Below are 16522 nucleotides of genomic sequence, written 5' to 3'. Positions count from 1 at the left end.
GCAGGACTCCAGGCGGACCATTTCGATGATCTGATGGACCGCCTTCTCCTTGAACTCAACGGAATACTTTCTAGGCATAGTTCAATCCTTCCTTAGCTGAGGTAGGAACTAAACCCAGGACGCTTCACAGCGATGAAATAAGTCCCATACTCATTCAATTCGCTAGGAGGTCTGGCATGACCTACGACTATGTCATCGGCATGGACGTCGGTAAATACTTTCACCACGCTTGCGTCTTAGATATCGACGGCACCCAGGTGCTATCTAAGCGCATCAACCAAAACGAAAAATCCCTGCGCGTGAGGTAGCTGACTGGGGTGTATTGCTCCATAACTTCAACACTGTCTACCGCAGGTGGATGGACGAGAGGACCAGGGTTAAAGACCCTGATACAGGAAATTGGACATGGGTATGGACACATTCCAACGTGCGAAAGGCCTACAACAGTCTGAACCATCTATGGCGCCAAGGCATGCTCTTTGTCTACATCAATCAACCTAAAGGCGTCTTAGAACCTGCCCGCATCAAATCTACGACCAACAGTCTTGAAGGCGGGATTAACGCTCGCCTGAAAGAGATTGCGCGTGCTCACCGGGGCAGAACAAATGAACACCAGCGCAAAATGCTGGACTGGTGGCTGTACCTAAAAACAGAACTGCCCGACGATCCACTACGCATCGCCAGACAGTCCCACTGGGGCCAGGACCAACTCGCCAAAGTATCCATCCTGACCCACACCGAGAACCAAGCCGACCACGAAACAGGACGACCAGCCCTCTACGACAACGGTATCGACACCGAGTACACCCACTCAATCGGCATCCAAAAAGGCCAAATCTAACCCCAGCGACACGCCGAGCCAGACACACATTTTGACCCTTAACCCGCTAAAATCCGCCCAGGGCCATCACAATAGAAAACCCCCGCCTCAATGTGAGTCGGGGGACGGAGGGTGAACGGTAACTAGTTCAGACCCGGGATCTGCGGCAGCTTCGGCTGCGGGATGTTAAGACCGAAGATGCGGTTGATGGTCGGGATGAGGCCGTAGGCGGCACCGCCGACGACTGCAATGACGGCGATGATGGGGAGGATAACCTTCGCGCCACGGCTGGAGCCTGCGAAGAAGGCCGCAGCCATATCGTCGGCAGAAGGCTCCTTCGTGTTGGTCGGCTTAGAAGGCTTGGTCGGCTCGGTAGGCGTCGTAGTGGAGCTCGACGGCTCTTCCTCCTTCACGGCCGGGCGCGCGGTGAGCCACTCGTCGGAGTCCAGAACGCCCTGGGTCAGGCGGGTCTCACCAATCCAGCCGTACCACGGGTCCTGCGGCTTGCGGCTATCAAAGCCAGCGCCCATAACCCACTGCAGGTCGCGCGGGAGGAGGCCTTCAGCACCCTTGGCGTTGCGCAGGATGGGTGCACCGTTGATGAACATCTCTACGGTGTCGGAATCCGGCTTGTTGACTACGGCGATGTGCATCCACTCCTCGGTGGGAACCTCGTGGGACCAGACAGTCGAACCTTCGCCTTCCTTCGGTTCCGCCCACCAGCGCAGCTCACGGAGGTTAGAAATGCCGAACATGACGGTGGGGTCGGTGTCCTCGGATCCGTCGACAAGCTCGGCGATGCTGGAGTCGCGGGAGAGCGCACTCCCCCAGCCGTGCTCAGAGCCGTTGAAGTCCTTCGGAATCTTCACGAAGGACTCAAAGGTGTAGCCCTCGGAGGTATCGACCTTGTTGATCTCCGCGCCTTCCTTGGACCGAAACTCTGCCATCGCGAGCTTGCCAGCTGGGTCGGACCAGTAGAGGGAGCCAGAATCAGAGGACAACGGGTGGTGGTCCTTGGTGTAGGTGATGCGCTCACCCGTGTTGGAAGGACCACCCTCGCGAACGAGGTCACCGGCACCATCAGCACCGAAGACATCCGGAATGACTGCGCCTTCGGTGGCCACGTCGCCGTCGGCAAGCTGCTTGCCGTCCGTGTTCTTGGTCTGCCCCGGGCGCCAGTGGAAGACGGTCTTGTCGGACTTCACGAAGTCATTCGGGCCCTCCGGCAGCTGGTCCTTCGGGATGGTGTACGGGGTGTAGCCTTCCTCAGCGATGTCGCGGGCCTTCTGACCGAGGTCCGGGTCGTTTTCATCGCCAATGGTCCAGTCCGGGGCGAAGTCAGCGAAACGCTCCTTGAAGTTGAGCGGCACGTGATAGCTATCGCCTGTGCCGTAGAGGATGAGCTTGTCGAACTGCGTGAGCTCCTTCGCTGGTTTCTGCGCGACCCACGGGGACAGGGCGGTCATCTCCAGCTCATTGCCGCTCAGGTCGAACTCGAGCACGCCGAGCAGACCGTTACCGCCCTGGTAAGCCATCTGGTAGTCCTGCAGGATGCCGATGACGTCGTGGCCTGCATCGTTCTTGTCCACGCGGTAGCCCGCGCCGTGGTGGTGGCCGCCCATGGTCAAGAAGATCTGGTCGTTCTTCTTAATGAACTTGTCCCACAGGCCCTGGCCATAGTCATCGGAGTAGAAAACCTCGCCAGCACCATCGAGGTTGAGCACCTCGTGGCTGGTGAGGATGACCGGCAGGTCCGGGTGCGCATCGAGAACGCCTTGCGCCCACTCCAGAGCCGCATCATCCGCGCGCCAGCCCAGCGCCAGGACCAGGTACTTCTGGCCCTCGGCCTCAAAAATGTGGTACTCGGAGTCATTGTTGACCGCGGTGTGGCGCTCTTGGAAGGTTTCCGGGTTGGCGGTCTTGGCGCGCTCGGCACTGAAGTAGACGTCGTACGGGTGCGCTGACTTATCCTCAATCATGTCGTGGTTGCCCGGCAGGATGGAGTAGTTCAGGTCGGAATCATCGAGGACCTTCATGGCCTCGTCGGCAACCTTCCACTCGCCCTCGACGTCCGCTTGGTCCACCACGTCACCGAGGTGGGTAGCAAAGTCCATGTTGAGCGCCTGCTGGTTCTTCACCAGCCACTCGGTCTGCGCCTTGAAAGGCTCACTGCCATAGCGCGCCTGGGCCAGGTTGCCAGTTTCCGGAGTGGAGTAACGAGAATAGAACTGGGTATCCGGCAACACGCCGATGCTAAAACGCGAGCCCAGGCCTTCTGCTGGTTCAGCGGCGGAGGCAGGGACGACGAGGAACGTACCGGCCACCGAGGCGGTGACCACGGTGCCGAGCAGGCGGCGAGAAGTCATAGATCTTCCAATCACAGTGAATAAAGCCAAAAGAGACATAAGAAATGTATTCTCCATAGCTTTCCCTCACGTAACGACCGCATGAACGCACGTTTAAATGATTACCCGCCGCTAGGATGAACGCTCATGAGCAATATCACTAAGAAATACAACGTCGACGTCACCCGCGTTGATACCGGTCGCTACCGCGCCACGAACACTGCGGGCGCGACCCTCGAATTCGGCACGGGCGACGGACTGCTAAGTCCGGTCGAGCTGTTGCTCGCTGCCGTGGCGGGCTGCTCGGCCGTGGACGTCGACGTGGTCACCTCCCGGCGCACGGAGCCGGAGCTTTTCGACGTCCACGTAGAAGGCACCCGCGTCAACGAGGACGGCGCCTCAAGGCTTAGCGACGTCAACGTGGAATTCTCCCTCCGCTTCCCCGATACCGATGCCGGCCGTCAGGCCCAGTCCATGGTGGAGCGCCTCGTGCGCATCTCCCACGAGAAGGACTGCACCGTCTCCCGCACGGTAGAAAACCCCACCAACGTCACGTTCCGCACGACCCAGCCCTAAGCCCACTCCGCTTTAAGCGCCTTTAGAGCGCTTTAAGCGAAAGGGTTATCGTCGCGCGAAGGGTTCTCCTCCCACGATTCAACGAAGGGGTTGTCCATGGCTTGCTGCATAGTGTGGGAGCCATCCCCGAATGGGTTGTGCCCGGCATCGGAGCGCTGGCGGCGGTAGCGCTCCAGATCCGCCTGTGCCATATAGCCCAGCTCTTCGCCGTCCACCACGATCCAGGGAAGCGGGTTCGGATCCACCATACGGCGCGGCTGCCCTTGGTGTGGCGAGGACAACATGGTGCGGATATCCGTCCGAGCCTGGTCCAGTTCCCCAAGATCCTTTGGACTCATTGAGGTTTTAATAGTCTTGCCGCCGCCGGTTCCAACCACCTCAGCCTTGAGCATGCTAAAAGAAAAGACTCCTGAAGGAATCGAGGGATTGCGCATGTCCACCTTGTCGAAGGCAAGGACGTCGTCATCGTCGAAAACCAGGATGAGCCCTTGCGGGGTGATGTACACCCAGGCCTCGTGCTGCATATCGACGTCTACCCGGTAAAACCCAATGAGCGGCTCGTCCGGCTCCAGCAGCCCATAGGCGTTGAGTTGTATCGTTCCCACACCACCACACTGCGCAAAGCCGTGATCCCACAGGTAGTGCATCTGACCTTGCAGCAACACTTCCCACAAGCCACGAATGAAGTCAGACAGGAGAGCGCCGTACTTATTGGCTAGCGGCTTGTGGATGCGCAGGTAGCCCGAGCGGATCTCAAACACGATCGGGTACGTCAGGGGCAGTGATTCGACGAAAGCCTCATCGATATGCAGGCGGCCATTATTCGCCTCGATGAATTCTTCCGCGGGGAAAAGATGCTCCACCACGAGGGTGTTTCCTTCTTCACGGGTATCGAGGATCCACTGAGAGTTCCGACGGCAGTTCTCGATGTAACCCTGAAGCACCGCTTGCACCTCAGCATCGCTGAACTGCTGGTGGTTCAGCCGGAACACGCTGTCGCCCTGAATGAAACGCATTCTCAGCTCTTCAGCCATACTTATTCCTCCGTCTTATGGGGCTCCGTGCACGTTTATGGCTCTGCGAGGCGCACCTGTGCACCCACCCATACTAATTGTGGTGCAATTTTAGACCATCGTGGCTAAAGTGACTTCAGATACTTTCTTCGGCCCCATCTTTGTCAGCCCACTTGACCCTCGCTAGGAGAACTCCATCATGTCTTTGTCCCGCCGTTCCCTTATCAAAGCCAGTGCCCTCGCGCTGACCGCCGGTGCCATCGGCAGCCAAGCACCCGCTGCGCTCGCCGTGGGTCCAGCTGTGGGCACCATCATTGACTTCTCCGCCGGTGTCCCTTCTGCGCGCGCCATCAAGGCCGCCGGCCACCTCGGCGCCATTCGCTATGTTTCCCAGCGCCGCCCCGGCGCTAACTGGATGCAGGGCAAACCCGTCACGCTGGCGGAAACGAAGGCCAATGCCGCTGTCGGCCTGAAGACCGCCTCCATTTACCAGTTCGGCCGCGCCGAGACCGCCGACTGGCTCAACGGTGCGGCGGGTGCCGCCGTCCACGCCCCGCAGGCCATCGCTATTCACAAGGCCGCTGGCGGGCCGACGGGCCGCCCAATCTACATCGCGATCGATGACAACCCCACCCGCGCCCAGTATGAGAACCAAATCCGCCCCTACCTCAAGGCCTTCTCGACGGCGCTGAGCGCGGCCGGCTACCAAACCGGCGTGTACGGCAATTACAACGTCATCGACTGGTGCGTCAACGACCACATTGGCCAGTTCTACTGGATGCACGATTGGGGCTCGGGCGGCAAGATTCACCCGCGCACCACCATCCACCAAAAAGCCAAGAACCAGGCCACCATCGACGGCGTGACCTGCGATATTAACACCGTCTACGCCAATGACTGGGGTCAGTGGACCCCGGGCCAAGGCGCGGTGACACCGCCCAAGGTCAAGGACATCCCGAGCGTGCCGGACAACATCCCGCTGCCCAACATCACCCTGCCGGATCCCACTGGTCGCGGCTCCAGTGTGAGCAGCGATGGCATCACCATTGCTGGTTCTTCCATCAGCAATGACCAAGTCCGCGGCGCGGTGGATATCCTCAACACCGTGCGCAAGTCCATGGGCTAAATGCCCTGCTGCGGCGCAGTCCCCTACCGTGCCGCAGAGGTCTTCGAGGCCGACGTTCTAGACGTTGGTTGAGAGGACGGCGCAGAAGAAGACGGCTCCGAAGATGTCGCGGCAGCCGGCGTCGCTGTCGTGGAGGTCGCAGTGGGCGCAGCGCTGGACGTCGTCAAGCGCGTGGCAACAGCACCAGGATTAGCCAGCGCCTCCTTGTTCAGGTTGTTGCCCTTCACCAGGTTCTTACCGGTGATCTCCTTGCGTACATAAGACGTGAGTTCCTGAGCGCTTCCTTCGATGGATGCAGCCACGACAAAGTTCTCTCCAAAAGACACCGAGGAATGACGATCCTTGCTGTCCGACCATCCCCACTTAGAGCCCACGACGTCGCTCAGCTTCGCGGTGCCATAGTTCTGTTGATATCCGTCGGCAGATACAGCATCGGCGTGGGACATAGCTACCAGCACAGGATGGGTCGGATCATCCTCCATGAGCTGAACAATGAACCTCACAACGTCGTACGTAGAGGTCATGGAATGCCCCCAGTCCTCCCCCGCGGACGTGGACTCCAAGCCATATTCCTTAGCAATGGCATCGATGGATCGCGGATATTTCTCAAAGAGCTGTGCGGCACTCTCGTCAGAGGAATCAGCAACCATATCCAACGCTAGGTACTTGTCCTCGAAAGACCCGCGTTCCAGCACGTAGGTTGCGATGTAGAGCTTAATCAAGCTCAGCGCATAGCGCGGCTGGTGTTCAGTGGTCGAGCCCATGTGCATGCCCGTCTCAATGCGGTAATACGTGATGGCCTTGGACTCATCGCCCTTGAGGAACTGACCTACTGAGTCCGGGACAGCAGCCAGCTGCAGCTGGCCTTTCCGATGTGTGATGGGGCCAGGTTTGCGTGCGCTGGTCTGCGCTGAACCGCCGGCCATGGAGTCTTCTTCGTGCGCTGGCGAGCACGCAACGAGAGAGGCTGCACCGAGTACGCACGCCAGAAGGGCGGCGCCAGCTCGCACTGACGCCGCCCTGTGAGAAGGCTGAGAGTAAAACACGATGTTTGATTCTACTCTCTACCGCCTGAAACGGTGTGATTGAGGCGTTTTAGTGATCCACCGGAGCCTCAACACCCACGCCGGTCAGGGAGCGAACCTCCATCTCGGCGGACAGTTCTTCTAGGTTGTCCGGCGGGGTCATGATGGAAACGATCCAGCCGGCGAAGAAGGCCAGCGGGATGGTGACCAGGCCCGGGGAGGACAGCGGGAAGATGGACCAGTCAGCGTTCGGGAACATCGAGGTCGGGGTACCGGAGACTGCCGGGGACAGGAAGATGAGTACCAAGCAGGAGATAACACCGGTGTACATCGACGCCACGGCACCTGCGGTGTTGAATCGACGCCAGTACAGGGAGTACAGGATGGTCGGCAGGTTGGCGGAGGCAGCCACGGCAAAGGCCAGGGACACCAGGAAGGCAACGTTCTGGGTCATGGCCAGAATGCCCAGGATGATGGAGACAATGCCCAGGACGACCACGGTGATCTGGGAAACGCGAACCTGCTCAGCCTCGGTGGACTCACCGTTGCGGATGACGGAGTGGTAGATATCGTGCGCGATGGAAGCCGAAGCAGTGATGGCGAGGCCGGCGACAACAGCCAGAACGGTAGCGAAGGCCACCGCGGAGATGACCGCCATGAAGATGGAGCCACCGATCTCCAACGCCAGCAGCGGGGCCGCGGAGTTCGCACCGCCCGGTGCGGCGAGGATGCGGTCCGGGCCAACGAGGGCGGCAGCGCCGTAGCCCAGAACCAGGGTCATCAGGTAGAAGGCACCGATGATGACGATGGCCCAGGTAACGGAGCGGCGAGCCTCGGTCGCGGTCGGCACCGTGTAGAAGCGCATGAGAACGTGCGGCAGGCCACCAACACCGAGAACGAGGGCAATACCCAGGGAGATGAAGTCGAGTTTCGTGGTGAGGTTCTTGCCGTACTTCAGCCCCGGCTCCATGATCTGGGAAGCCTCGTAGCCGCCTTCCTTGATTGCTTCGGAATTAGCGTGCATATCAATCGCCTGGGTAAACAGGGCGCTGAAGCCGCCCTTCAGCAAGACAAAGGTGAGGATGCACATGATGACCACACCGGTGACCAGGAGCACGGCCTTGATCATCTGCACGTAGGTCGTGCCCTTCATGCCACCGACAAGAACGTAGACGATCATGAGGATGCCCACGATGCCAACGACGACGGCCTGCCACTTGAAGTCGTGAATATTCAGGAGCACGGCCACGAGGGAGCCCGCGCCGGCCATCTGTGCGATGAGGTAGAACAGCGACACGAACAAGGTCGAGATTGCCGCCGCCACGCGCACCGGGCGCTGCTTGAGACGGAAGGACAGCACGTCCGCCATGGTGAAACGGCCGACGTTGCGCATCGGCTCGGCGACGAGCATTAGAGCAACGAGCCAGGCGACGAAGAAGCCGACCGAGTAGAGGAAGCCATCGTAGCCGTTGAGCGCAACGGCGCCGACGATGCCCAGGAAGGACGCGGCGGACAGGTAGTCGCCAGAGATAGCAAGGCCGTTCTGCCGGCCGGAGAAGCTACCGCCGCCGGTGTAAAAGTCAGAGGCTTCCTTCGTGGACTTGCCGGCGCGAAGCACCACGTACATGGTGACGACAAGGAAGGCGGCGAAGACTGAGATATTCAGAATCGGGTTGCCGGCGGAGGATTCCGCTGCGGCCAAGGTTATGGTCTGCATTGTTTAGCCCTCCAGTTCCTGGCGAATGGCCGCTGCTTGCGGCTCGATGTTCTTGTTGGCGTAGTTGACGTAGATGTACGTAATGATGAAAGTTGTCAGGAACTGGGCGAGGCCAAAGACAAGGCCAATGTTCCAACCGCCACCAAGTTCTATGGCCATGAAGCTGGGGGCAAAGACCGCAGCCAGCACATAGAGGACGTACCACACAAAGAACGCCACAGTCATGGGGAAGGTGAATTTGCGGTACGCGCTGCGCAGCTTGGCAAACTGCGGGCTGTCACGCATCTCGATGAACTCTTGCGACGTAGGTTCGCGGCGCGAGTTAATCGAAGCAGGTGCGTCAGTCATGTCGCTCTCCTTACAAGGGGTCTTTTCTCCACAAACCGCGGTAAGAGACAAAGGGGTAGTGTCTTCAATCACGTTTTGCCTTGCACAGTAAGTTACCTAACCACTCTTGCAAGGTTGTAAATCCTGCCAAGAAAAGTTAATAACATACACTTTCGCTACCCCCTACCCCCGCAACTACAAGGGATTTCTATCTCGCTGCTAGCACCCCCACAGGAGATTCCAAAGGAAGAATCTAATTTAGCAAACCGAAACTTCACAGAAGTCTTTCACAGATCTTCACTCCCCCACCCCTCATGATTCCCGCTCCCCTGAGCACACAACAAAGCCCGCCTTCGGCGTCCTACCCCTCTCCCCTAACGATATAAGAAGAAAGAGCAAGCCACTGAAGGCGGGCTCCACCGCTCGCGGGCGTTTGATACGCCCCACGTGTTTCGGCTTTAGGCGCCAGGGAACTCTCGCGGGTCCTTGAACATACGGCCAAAGCCTTCCTGGCCATCAAGCGCATCAAGAGCCGCTACGTCTTCGGACGTAAGCTCAACCTCTGCGGCAGCGAAGTTTTCTGCAAGGCGCTCCCGGCGGCTGGACTTCGGGATAACAGAAATCCCCTTGCTCAGCAGGTACGCCAGCACCGCCTGTCCGGCAGTGATGCCATGCTTTTCGGCGACGGACTCAACCACCGGGTTGTTGAGCACAACGCCGCGCGCCAACGGCGACCAAGCCTCCGTCACGATGCCGTGCTTGGCGTGGAATTCGCGCAGCTCCGGCTGGGTGAAGCCCGGGTGCAGCTCAACCTGGTTGAGTACCGGGACGATACCGGTCTCATCAATCAGGGTTTGCAAGGTTTCCTCATAGAAGTTGGCCACGCCAATCGACGCAATCTGGCCCATTCCCTGCATGCGGGCAATTTCCTCGAAAGTCTCCACATAGAGCCCACCCTGCGGCCACGGCCAGTGGATGAGGTAGAGGTCAAGGTAGTCCAGCTGCAGTTTGTCCAAGGACTCACGGAAGGCTTGGCCAACCTTGTCCTTGCCGTGGTGGTCGTGCCACACCTTGCTGGTAATAAACAGCTCATCCCGGGTTACGTCACCGGCCTTCATGGCCTCATTCAGTGCCTGCCCAAGTTCTTCTTCATTCTCGTACAGAGTCGCAGTATCGAAGTGGCGGTAGCCCAGATCGATGGCTTCACGCACGGAGCGGATGAGATCCTCTCCGCGCAGCTTGTAGGTTCCGAGACCCATCAGCGGCATCTCGCGGTCATCAATGAACGTGGTTTGTGGGACACTCATGTCCCCCATTGTGCCGCACTTTAGCTTCCTGTGGGGGCGAAGCATAGCTCCTCAGCACTTTACCCCAAACCTACGCATGCGAAACGCCCTGGCCGGCCGTGCAGTAGTGCACGGCCGGCCAGGGCGTCGTTTAGGGAAACAGAAAGGGCTGAGCCCTTTCCTTGCCCTCTCCCCCTAGGCGCGGATGAGATCGATGACGAAGGTCAGCGTGCGACCCGACAGCGGGTGTGCGCCACCGGCCGGGCCATAAGCCTTCTCCGGCGGGATGACCAGCTTGCGGCGGCCGCCCACCTTCATACCCGGGATTCCTTCCTGCCAGCCGGCAATGAGACCGGTCAGCGGGAACTCGATGGACTGGCCACGACCCCACGAAGAGTCGAACTCCTGGTTCGTCTCATAGTCAACACCAACGTAGTGGACCTCAACGAAGCCGCCCGGCTGGGCTTCGGCACCGTCACCCACCACGATGTCTTCGATGACAAGGTCCTGGGGAGCAGGCTCCGTTGCCGGCTCAATTACGGGCTTTTCCATTGGGGATTATCCTCCTTGGATTATTTTCTTCTTTGCTGGCCGCATACGCGTGGGCCGAGCCACAACGTTCCCCAGTATAAGCGGAGATGCGGGGCTCGGCCCTAGAAACCCAGCGTATGGGTTATACGTCAAGCCACGGCGGCCTGTTAAAGACCACCGTTCAGGCTACCGTTTAGCGCTCGCTACGCGGGGTGACCTTGCGCAGGGTCTCGCCGGTGTAGATCTGGCGCGGGCGGTTGATCTTGGTGTTGAGCTCAAGCTGCTCGCGGTACTGAGCAATCCAGCCCGGCAGGCGGCCGATGGCGAAGAGGACGGTGAAGAAGTCCGTCGGGAAGCCCATGGCGCGGTAGATCAGGCCGGTGTAGAAGTCGACGTTCGGGTAGAGCTTGCGGGAGACGAAGTAGTCGTCGTTCAGCGCAATCTCCTCGAGCTTCATAGCCAGGTCCAGCATCGGATCGCCGCCGAGGTGATCGATGATCTCGTGAGCGGTGTCCTTGACGATGGCCGCGCGCGGGTCGTAGTTCTTGTACACGCGGTGGCCGAAGCCCATGAGGCGAACGCCCTTTTCCTTGTTCTTCACGCGGTTCATGAAGTCGGTTGCGTCACCACCGTGGTTGTTCTGGATATCCTCGAGCATCTCCAGAACAGCCTGGTTAGCACCACCGTGCAGCGGGCCGGACAGGGCGTTGATACCACCGGCGATAGCAACGAACAGGTTGGCCTGCGCGGAGCCGATCATGCGGACGGTGGAGGTGGAGCAGTTCTGCTCGTGGTCAGCGTGCAGGATAAGGAGCTTATCCAGAGCCTTGGCCACGATCGGGTCGACCTCATAATCTTCAGTCGGGTAACCAAACATCATGCGCAGGAAGTTCTCGCGCGCGTTGAGCTTGTTATCCGGGTACATGTAGGGCTTACCCTGCGATGCGCGGTAAGCATAAGCGGCCAACATCGGCACCTTAGCCAGCAGGCGGACGGTTGCCTTATCCAGCTGCTCCTCATCCAGCGGGTTGAGCTGGTCCTGGTAGTAGGCGGAAAGAATGTTGAGGGAGGAGGCTAGAACAGCCATCGGGTGCGCGTTGCGCGGGAAGATGTTGAAGGCTGCCTTGAAGTCCTCATCCAACAGGGTGTGGTGGCGGATCTCGGTGTTGAACTTGGACAGCTCATCCTCGGTGGGCAGGTGGCCCTTGATCAACAGGTAAGACACCTCGTTGAAGGTGGCGTTCTCAGCCAAGTCCGCGATGTCGTAACCGCGGTGGCGGAGGATGCCTTCCTCACCATTAATAAAGGTGATCTTGGATTCGGTAGAGCCGGTAGACGCATAGCCCGGGTCAAAGGTGACTAGGCCGGTCTCGTTACGGAGCTTGCCAATATCGAAGCCGGAGTCACCCTCCGTGGACTGCTTAATGTCCATCTCGTACTCGCCGCCGGGGTACTGCAGTACAACCTTGTTCTTTTCAGAAGCCACGTATATTCCTTTCCTCAATGTTCAACGCCGACCGCAGCCGGCGCGACAGATCTAAACCTCTTCACACTCTAGCAAAACCTGTGACTCTGCCAACATTGGCAATCCTGGCAAAGTATCTAATGCGCGAACGAAATTAGGCTACACTGCCCACATGAGCAACTCAGAACTCGTCCTGCCAGCAGATCTCCTCCCTACCGACGGCCGCTTTGGCTGCGGGCCCTCGAAGGTCCGCCCCTCCCAAATTGAGGCAATCACCGCGGGTGCCAGCACCATCATCGGCACCTCGCACCGCAAGCCAGCCGTCAAGAACCTCGTCGGTTCCATCCGCGAAGGGCTTTCCGAGTTGTTTTCCCTGCCAGAGGGCTATGAAATTGTTCTCTCCCTTGGCGGTGCCACCGCGTTTTGGGACGCGGCGACTTTCGGCCTGATTGAGAAGAAATCCGCCCACCTCAGCTTCGGCGAATTCTCCTCTAAATTTGCTAAAGCCGCAGCCGCCGCCCCTTGGCTCGACGCCCCACTCGTCACCGAAGCCGAGGTCGGCACCGCACCTGATCCGAAGGCAGCTGATGCCGAAGGCGCCGACATCATCGCGTGGGCCCACAACGAAACTTCGACTGGAGCCATGGTTCCGGTGACCCGCCCCAACCCCGAAAACGCGGAGCAGCTCGTCGTCGTCGACGCCACGTCCGGCGCCGGCGGCCTGCCCGTGAATATGTCGGATGCCGACGTCTACTACTTCTCCCCGCAGAAGTGCTTCGCTTCCGACGGCGGCCTGTGGCTGGCGGCCATGTCCCCGGCAGCCCTCGAGCGCATCGAGAAGATTAACTCCTCCGATCGCTTCATCCCACCCTTCCTCAACCTGCAGACCGCCGTGGACAACTCCCGCAAGAACCAGACCTACAACACCCCAGCTGTGGCCACGCTGCTCATGCTGGAGAATCAGGTGCAGTGGATGAACGCCAACGGCGGCCTCGACGGCATGGTCAAGCGCACCACGGAGAACTCCTCCATCCTGTACAACTGGGCAGAGTCCCGCCCGGAGACCACCCCCTTCGTGGCCGAGCCTGCCGCACGTTCCCTCGTGGTGGGCACCATCGACTTCGAGGACTCCGTCGACGCAGCTGCGGTTGCCGCGACGCTGCGCGCCAACGGCATTCTCGACGTCGAGCCTTACCGCAAGCTGGGCCGCAACCAGCTGCGAGTGGGCTTGTTCCCGGCGATCGACTCCGCGGACGTCACCAAGCTCACCAAGGCTATCGATTACGTTTTGGACAACCGATAGCCTTCGCCCGCCACTCCTTGCACCACGCAACAACTTTGTTTGCACCTATTTGTTGAGTCATACAACATGCCCCGCGCTCTTGCCAGAGTTCGGGGCATGTTCTGGGTAAAGTGGATTTCATCACATGTCCGCTACCAGGCTAAGGAGCGCCATCATGCGCGAGATTTTCCTCGCACCCAGCGACTCAACTGACACCTCGCTCGTCCTCCGGGCCGAGGATGGTGAGGAGTTCTTCCTCGAGGTCACCGACGAGCTTCGCGAGCTTTTCGCTCCCGCCGACTCCGCCGACTCCGACTCCGCGAAAGAGGCATCCGACCACACCACGCACGAGGCCGGGAACGCCACCGACGATTCCTCCCCCACTTCTGCACAGGCTTCGCGCTCTGCTGGTTTGCACACCGTGATGCCATCTTCTGGTGGCTCCCCTTCCTCTCCGCAGACTCAGCACACGCAGCAGGCGCAAGAAATCCGCCTGCGCCCCAATGAGATTCAAGCCCGCATCCGCGCCGGTGCCAGCGCCGCTGAGATCGCCGAGGAGCTCGACGTTCCGGAATCCCGCATCGAGCCTTTTGCGCACCCGGTGCTTTTGGAGCGGGCGCGCATTGCGGACGTCGCCAAGCAGGCGCACCCCATCCGCGAGGATGGCCCGGCCAAGCTCACCCTGTGGGAGATCCTGGCCACCGCATTCGCCGCACGTGGGCACTCGCTGTCGGAGGCAACATGGGACGCCTACCGCCATCAAGGTGAACCGTGGATCCTGCGCATCACGTGGAAGACGGGGCTTTCCGCCAACGAAGCGGAGTGGACCTTCAAGCAGACGATGTCCTCCCCGGCCACGGTGGAGGCACGCAATTCCGTGGCCGCAGACCTGACGGACCCGGACTTCGTGCAGCCGGTGCGTTCGCTGACCTCCGTGGGCCGTGGCGAGCGCTATGACGAAGCCATCGATGGGCGTGACTACGCCGAGGGCCGAGAGGTCAACGAGGACGCGCGCGCTGGAGCCCCCGGCGTAACGGAACTGTCTTCCTACACCGGCAACGCAAATGAGAACACTGAGGCGGAGGCCGACGTCACTGCCGAGCCTTCCGTGCTTCCCTCCCCGCGCGGTGGGGAGCACCCCGCCGAAACCGGCGCCGATGAAAACGCAGATGCCCGCGACGAGGGCGCGGCGGCACAGCCGGAGGAGAAGGAATCGGGCGTAGACGAGGACTTCCTCCAGAACCCGGATCCGGAACCCAAGCCTGCCAAGCGCCGCCGCAAGGCCGTCACCCCGCACTGGGAGGATGTGCTGCTCGGCGTTCGTTCCTCTACCAAGCGCCCCCGCGATTAACGAGTAGCCTGCCGTGGATACCCAAAGCGCCGTTCTCACTCTCTGGTACGTCACCGCCGCCGATCCCGCCGAGGTTCTCCGCGGAGAGCCCAAGGCTGACCGCGGTTTCGGCCGCAAGTTTCTCGCTCAACTCAACCCCTCCCTACCGGTAACGCCTATCGGGCAGTTCCCCCTAAACCGTTCCGCCGAACCCGGCGCGAGCGAGTTCTACATCGGCGGCTACCCCGGTGTGGCCGTCGTGCAAACCATCATCCATGATGACCAGCTGATCCTCTCGCAGCTCTCCCGCACCCTGCGCGAGGCCGTGCCGGCAGAGGAGATTTACGCCTTCACCTCTAACCCAGAGACTGGCTATGCCGGCTTTGCGCACTGGACGGGCAGCCGCCTGCGGCGCTCCCTGTGTGGAACGCGCTTTAACCTCTACGAGGATCATGGCCTGCCCGAAACCTTTGAGGCCCCTTACTGGGCCGGGGAGATGGACGAGCCCGCAGGTGGGATTGCCCTGCCCTTCGAGCCGCTCACCATCACCCAGGCAGCCCAAGAGTTCTGGCTGGGCATCGAAGTGGGCGAAGATGGCCCAGACGTGGACGTCGTGGGCTATGCCACCGACGGCCGCCCCGAGCCCAAGGTCGATACTCCCCCACCGCGCCGCACCGTGGCTGAGGTGGCCACAACCTCAGTGGCGAAGCTGGGGCTCAACGATTATGACGACTATGAAGAGCACGACCTCGAGCCGGAATCCACCGGCGAAGAGATTGTCCGCACCGCCAAGCACCTCGGCGGACTCGTGCGCCGCTATGCGGTGTCGACGTCACGGAGCCTCTGGGAACGCTGGCGCTCGTAGAAGGCAATTGCCGCCGACGTCGCCACGTTGAGGGAATCCGTGCCCTCCGCCATGGGGATACGCGCCCTCACATCGGTGGCGCGCATGGCATGCTCGGTCAGGCCTGGGCCCTCCGCGCCAACCAGCAGCGCCACCTTCTCCGCCCCCTCCAGGGCGTCGGCGATATGCACGGCCTCCGGATGCGGGGTCAGCGACACCAGCCTGAAGCCTTGGTCGCGCAGCTTCTCCAGCCCGCGCTGCCAGGTGGTAAAGCCGCCATCGAACCGAGCCCAGGGCAAACGCAGCACGTGCCCCATGGAAACGCGCACCGAGCGCCGGTAGAGCGGATCCGCAGCTCCCGAGCCTAAGAGGATGCCATCAACATCCATGCCCGCGGCGTTGCGGAAGAGCGAGCCGATGTTCTCATGATCACCCACACCTTCCATGATGGCCAGGGTGCGAGCGCCCTCAATGACTTCATCCACGGTCCAGGCCTCTGCGCGGTCGGCTGCGGCAACCAGCCCGCGGTGCATGTCGAAACCTGTGACCTCCCCCAACGTTGCTCGAGTGACCTGATAGACGGGAATATCGCCAACATCGTGGTTCGCTAGGAAAGTGTCGAGCTTTCCTTCAAAGCCGATGATGCAGCGCACCGGGAATCGTGAGGCGAGCAGGCGCTCCACGCACAGTGGGCCCTCACCAAAGACGAAACCCTCGCCGGACTTGTCCGCGTGCTTGAGATCGCGGATATCGTCCAGGCGAGGGTCTGTGGGGTCATCGATGACAAAACGCATGGCCCCTAGTTTAGGCACAGGGCCGCGTGCTCACCCCAGGC

14 protein-coding genes and 2 pseudogenes are annotated in these 16522 nt (G+C 60.5%); 7 read left to right on the top strand and 9 right to left on the bottom strand.

Features of this window, described 5'->3' with window-relative positions; all coding sequences use genetic code 11:
* Window positions 1-176 precede the first annotated feature (176 nt).
* Both ACUY3D_RS12115 and ACUY3D_RS12110 read left to right on the top strand, forming a co-directional pair.
* A pseudogene (locus ACUY3D_RS12115) lies at window positions 177-299 on the top strand (IS110 family transposase); the annotation flags it as partial.
* A 2-nt stretch (window positions 300-301) separates the two neighbouring features.
* A pseudogene (locus ACUY3D_RS12110) lies at window positions 302-841 on the top strand (transposase family protein); the annotation flags it as partial.
* Window positions 842-963: 122 nt separating this feature from the next.
* On the opposite strand, the gene ACUY3D_RS12105 reads toward ACUY3D_RS12110, so the two are convergent.
* Complete coding sequence (locus ACUY3D_RS12105) at window positions 964-3186, bottom strand: LamG-like jellyroll fold domain-containing protein (RefSeq protein ID WP_448241171.1); 2223 nt, start codon at window positions 3184-3186, stop codon at window positions 964-966.
* 126 nt (window positions 3187-3312) lie between these two features.
* Here ACUY3D_RS12105 and ACUY3D_RS12100 point away from each other — a divergent pair, with 126 nt between their 5' ends.
* Window positions 3313-3741, top strand: a complete 429-nt coding sequence (locus ACUY3D_RS12100; protein WP_070531604.1) for an OsmC family protein — start codon at window positions 3313-3315, stop codon at window positions 3739-3741.
* Between the two features lie 32 nt (window positions 3742-3773).
* Here the strand turns inward: ACUY3D_RS12100 and ACUY3D_RS12095 are convergent, their stop codons facing one another.
* Window positions 3774-4757: a hypothetical protein gene (locus ACUY3D_RS12095; protein WP_232748466.1), complete on the bottom strand. Its 984-nt coding sequence runs from the start codon at window positions 4755-4757 to the stop codon at window positions 3774-3776.
* Window positions 4758-4953: 196 nt separating this feature from the next.
* Here ACUY3D_RS12095 and ACUY3D_RS12090 point away from each other — a divergent pair, with 196 nt between their 5' ends.
* A complete protein-coding gene (locus tag ACUY3D_RS12090) occupies window positions 4954-5880 on the top strand; it encodes a DUF1906 domain-containing protein (RefSeq protein WP_070563298.1) in 927 nt (308 codons plus the stop codon).
* 23 nt (window positions 5881-5903) lie between these two features.
* Here ACUY3D_RS12090 and ACUY3D_RS12085 read toward each other — a convergent pair whose 3' ends face one another.
* The 6 genes from ACUY3D_RS12085 to ACUY3D_RS12060 all read right to left on the bottom strand — a co-directional run bounded on the left by ACUY3D_RS12085 (window position 5904) and on the right by ACUY3D_RS12060 (window position 12252).
* The gene (locus tag ACUY3D_RS12085; RefSeq protein ID WP_070686349.1) at window positions 5904-6926 is read right to left on the bottom strand and encodes a hypothetical protein; all 1023 of its coding nucleotides are present in this window, start codon (window positions 6924-6926) and stop codon (window positions 5904-5906) included.
* A 49-nt stretch (window positions 6927-6975) separates the two neighbouring features.
* Window positions 6976-8622: a monocarboxylic acid transporter gene (locus tag ACUY3D_RS12080; RefSeq protein WP_154737184.1), complete on the bottom strand. Its 1647-nt coding sequence runs from the start codon at window positions 8620-8622 to the stop codon at window positions 6976-6978.
* Window positions 8623-8625: 3 nt separating this feature from the next.
* Complete coding sequence (locus ACUY3D_RS12075) at window positions 8626-8970, bottom strand: DUF485 domain-containing protein (protein ID WP_144015163.1); 345 nt, start codon at window positions 8968-8970, stop codon at window positions 8626-8628.
* A gap of 437 nt (window positions 8971-9407) precedes the next feature.
* Window positions 9408-10265 carry an aldo/keto reductase gene (locus ACUY3D_RS12070; protein WP_070596798.1) on the bottom strand — a complete coding sequence of 286 codons (858 nt, stop codon included), beginning with the start codon at window positions 10263-10265 and terminating at the stop codon, window positions 9408-9410.
* Between the two features lie 165 nt (window positions 10266-10430).
* The gene (locus ACUY3D_RS12065) at window positions 10431-10787 is read right to left on the bottom strand and encodes an FKBP-type peptidyl-prolyl cis-trans isomerase (RefSeq protein WP_010187736.1); all 357 of its coding nucleotides are present in this window, start codon (window positions 10785-10787) and stop codon (window positions 10431-10433) included.
* Between the two features lie 172 nt (window positions 10788-10959).
* On the bottom strand, window positions 10960-12252 hold the full coding sequence (locus ACUY3D_RS12060) for a citrate synthase (RefSeq protein WP_083303809.1): 1293 nt from the start codon (window positions 12250-12252) through the stop codon (window positions 10960-10962).
* Window positions 12253-12403: 151 nt separating this feature from the next.
* Here ACUY3D_RS12060 and serC point away from each other — a divergent pair, with 151 nt between their 5' ends.
* The 3 genes from serC to ACUY3D_RS12045 all read left to right on the top strand — a co-directional run bounded on the left by serC (window position 12404) and on the right by ACUY3D_RS12045 (window position 15708).
* Window positions 12404-13534: a phosphoserine transaminase gene (gene serC, locus ACUY3D_RS12055; RefSeq protein WP_070565690.1), complete on the top strand. Its 1131-nt coding sequence runs from the start codon at window positions 12404-12406 to the stop codon at window positions 13532-13534.
* A gap of 154 nt (window positions 13535-13688) precedes the next feature.
* Window positions 13689-14864: a septation protein SepH gene (gene sepH, locus ACUY3D_RS12050; RefSeq protein WP_070565689.1), complete on the top strand. Its 1176-nt coding sequence runs from the start codon at window positions 13689-13691 to the stop codon at window positions 14862-14864.
* 13 nt (window positions 14865-14877) lie between these two features.
* Window positions 14878-15708, top strand: coding sequence for a DUF6928 family protein (locus ACUY3D_RS12045; protein ID WP_070523079.1), 831 nt, complete (start codon window positions 14878-14880; stop codon window positions 15706-15708).
* On the opposite strand, the gene ACUY3D_RS12040 is transcribed toward ACUY3D_RS12045, so the two are convergent.
* On the bottom strand, window positions 15660-16481 hold the full coding sequence (locus tag ACUY3D_RS12040; protein WP_070523069.1) for a TrmH family RNA methyltransferase: 822 nt from the start codon (window positions 16479-16481) through the stop codon (window positions 15660-15662). The two genes, ACUY3D_RS12045 and ACUY3D_RS12040, sit on opposite strands and share 49 nt — an antisense overlap.
* Window positions 16482-16522 lie beyond the last annotated feature (41 nt).

It is taken from the genome of Corynebacterium guaraldiae, from assembly GCF_053480195.1.
Note: the sequence above shows the minus strand (reverse complement) of the source record. Positions and strands in the feature narration are given on the sequence as shown.